We start from the raw sequence: 3434 nt of genomic DNA on the forward strand, positions 1-3434 counted from the left end.
CCCCCCCCCCCCGCCCCCCCCCCGCACCCCCCCCCCCCCCCCCCCCCGCGGGGGGGGGGGGGCCCGCCCCCCCCCCCCCCCCCCGCCCGCTCAGCGCCCGGCGCTCTCCACCACGGCTGACCAGGTGTCGAGCAGATGCTGAGCCGAGGTGTCGTCCTGCCCCTCGGCCCACAGATGGGTGACGGCCTCGGCCGGGTCGGGCAGCACCATCACCCAGCGCCCGTCGGCCTCCACGACCCGCACGCCGTCGGTCGTGTCCACGGACCGCTCGCCCGCCTCCTCGACGACCCGCCGCATCACGAGCCCCTTCACCGCCCACGGGGTGGGCACGTCACGCTTCAGCACATGCGCCCGCGGAATCCGCGCATCGATCTGGCTCAGCGTGAGCTGCGTACGCGCCACCAGGCCGATGAGCCGTACGAACGCCGCCGTACCGTCGAAGACGCTGCTGAACTCCGGGACGATGAACCCGCCGCGGCCGTCACCACCGAAGATCGTGCCGTCGTCCCGGCCGACCCGCGTCAGATCGTCCGGCGACGTGGTCGTCCACTCCACCTGGGTGCCGTGGTAGGCGGCGACCTGCTCGGCGATCCGCGTCGTCGTCACGGGAAGCGCCACCCGTCCACTGCGCCGCTCGGCGGCCACCAGGTCGAGCAGGACGAGCAGCGCCCGGTCGTCCTCGATGATCCGCCCCTTCTCGTCAACCAGGGACAAACGCTCACCAACCGGGTCGAAACGCACCCCGAACGCGGCCTGCGCGGACGCCACGATCTCCCCGAGCCGCACGAGCCCGGCCCGCCGCGCCTCGATGGACTCGGTCGGCCGCGCCTCGTCGAGCCCCGGGTTCACGGTCAGCGCGTCGACACCCAGCCGCCCCAGGAGGCTGGGCAGTACGAGTCCGGCGCTTCCGTGGGACGCGTCGACCACGACTTTGAGCCCGGATTCCGGGATCCCGCTCGTATCGACGTTCCGCAGCAACGACCCGGTGTACGAGTCGTACACACTGGCCGGAAAGCGCAGATCCCCGATCTCGCCGGGAAACGCACGCCGGTACTCCTGCCGCGCATAGACCCGGTCCAGCTTCCGCTGACTGGCTTGCGACAGATCCGCCCCACGCCCGTCGAAGAACATGATGTCGACCGAATCGGGCACTCCAGGAGTCGTACGAATCATGATCCCGCCGGCACTTCCCCGAGCGGTCTGCTGCCGCGCCACCGGCAACGGCACATTCTCCAGATCGCGTACGTCGATGGCACTGGCCTGCAATGCCGAGATCACCGCACGTTTCAACGCCCGGGCACCGCGTGAATGGTCACGGGCCGTGGTGACGGTGGCGCCCTTCTTCAACGTCGTCGCATAGGCGCCGGCCAGCCGGACCGCGAGCTCCGGCGTGATCTCGACGTTGAGAATTCCGGACACCCCACGGGCCCCGAACAGATGGGCCTGGCCGCGGGATTCCCAGATCACCGAGGTGTTGACGAACGCGCCGGCCTCGATCGTCTTGAACGGGTAGACGCGGACGTTGCCCTGGACGATGGATTCCTCGCCGATCAGGCACTCATCGCCGATGACGGCGCCGTCCTCGATGCGGGCGGCCCGCATGACGTCTGTGTTCTTGCCGATGACGCAGCCACGCAGATTGCACTGCTGCCCGATGTACACATTGTCGTGCACCACCGTCTTGTGCAGGAAGGCCCCGCGTTTGACGATGACATTGGACCCGACGACGGTGTGCTCGCGAATTTCTACGTCGGCTTCGACCTTCGCGTAGTCCCCGATGTAGAGCGGCCCGCGCAGTACGGCGTCGGGATGCACTTCGGCCCCTTCGGCGACCCATACGCCGGGCGAGATCTCGAATCCGTCGAGCTCTACTTCGACCTTCCCTTCGAGGACGTCGGCCTGGGCTTTCACATAGCTCTCGTGGGTGCCGACGTCTTCCCAGTACCCCTCGGCCACGAAGCCGTAGATGGGCTTGCCGTCCTTCATCAGCTGTGGGAAGACATCACCGGACCAGTCGACGGGCACATCGGGCTGTACGTAGTCGAAGACCTCCGGCTCCATCACATAGATGCCGGTGTTCACGGTGTCCGAAAAGACCTGCCCCCAGGTGGGCTTCTCCAGGAAGCGCTCGACCTTGCCGTCCTCGTCCACGATGGTGATTCCGAACTCCAACGGATTGGGAACCCGGGTCAGGCAGACGGTGACCAGGGCACCCTTTTCCTTGTGGAAATTGATGAGTTCGGTGAGGTCGAAGTCCGTCAGCGCATCGCCCGAGATGACCAGAAACGCATCGTCCTTGAGGGCTTCCTCGGCGTTCTTGACGCTCCCCGCAGTGCCTAGTGGCTTCTCCTCGTTGGCATAGGTGAGCTCCATCCCGAGCTCTTCTCCGTCACCGAAATAGTTCCTGACGAGCGAGGCAAGGAACTGAACGGTGACGACGGTTTCGCTGAGCCCATGCCGTTTGAGCAGCCTCAGCACATGCTCCATGATGGGCCGATTCGCCACCGGCAGGAGCGGCTTGGGCATGCTTGAGGTCATGGGGCGAAGACGAGTGCCTTCGCCGCCGGCCATCACGACGGCTTTCATGTCGGAAGCGTCCTCCTCGAAGAGACGACTGTGCCGACTTAGCCCGTCCGGGCTGGCCCGCCTCAGACGCGGACCGCAACCGGGTCTACGGCCGCAGAATCGACAGGCTCAATCGGCCTTGGAGTCCGCCCTCACCAGTCGACGGACCTGGACCACGTAGAGGATCCCTGCCCACCAGTACAGCGTTGTACCCCATCCGGCGAACGCCCATCCGAAAATAGCAGCAAGCGAGGAGAGCCACCCGGTTCCGTCGCTGAGAAGCAACAAGGGGAAGGCGTACATGAGGTTGAACGTCGCGGCCTTGCCGAGGAAGTTCACCTGCGGCGGCGGATAGCCGTGCCGGCGGAGGATCCCCACCATCACGAGCAACAGCAGTTCACGTGCAAGCAGGAGTGCTGTCAGCCAGATCGGCAGAATCTCCCGCCAGGTCAGTCCGAGCAGCGTGGAAAGAATGTAAAGCCGGTCGGCAGCGGGGTCGAGCAGGCGCCCGAGGTTGCTGATCTGATTCCAGCGACGGGCCAGCTTGCCGTCCAAATAGTCACTGATACCGCTGAGCATGAGAACCAGCAATGCCCAGTGGTCGCTATTCGGCCCCCCGAAAACCGGCCTGAGGATCAACCACAGGAAAAGGGGCACGCCGACCAGGCGCGCCATGCTGAGGATGTTCGGGATGGTGAGGACCCGGTCGGTCTGTACGCGGGTCTCCTGGACCTCCACCCGGGGGCCTCCTGTGGGGAACGTGCCAACGATGCCCCATGACTTTACCGTCCGCGCGTGAAACGGCCTGCAGAGGGGTCCGGAAAACAGGAAAGCCCCGCACCATCAGGTGCGGGGCTTCCCCAACATTT

The 3434-nt window shown here is 66.2% G+C and carries 2 protein-coding genes; both read right to left on the reverse strand.

Features of this window, described 5'->3' with window-relative positions; all coding sequences use genetic code 11:
• Positions 1-90: 90 nt before the first annotated feature.
• Positions 91-2586, reverse strand: coding sequence for a mannose-1-phosphate guanyltransferase (locus QIS99_RS31895; RefSeq protein WP_282517248.1), 2496 nt, complete (start codon positions 2584-2586; stop codon positions 91-93).
• A 108-nt stretch (positions 2587-2694) separates the two neighbouring features.
• On the reverse strand, positions 2695-3303 hold the full coding sequence (locus tag QIS99_RS31900; RefSeq protein ID WP_282517249.1) for a CDP-alcohol phosphatidyltransferase family protein: 609 nt from the start codon (positions 3301-3303) through the stop codon (positions 2695-2697).
• Between the last annotated feature and the right edge of the window lie 131 nt (positions 3304-3434).

This window comes from Streptomyces solicavernae, assembly GCF_029968095.1.
Classification (GTDB): domain Bacteria; phylum Actinomycetota; class Actinomycetes; order Streptomycetales; family Streptomycetaceae; genus Streptomyces; species Streptomyces solicavernae.

Bases quoted from the DNA above. Each gene is read 5' to 3' on its own strand.
- QIS99_RS31895 (WP_282517248.1), bottom strand. From the start codon at position 2,586: ATGAAAGCCGTCGTGATGGCCGGCGGCGAAGGCACTCGTCTTCGCCCC.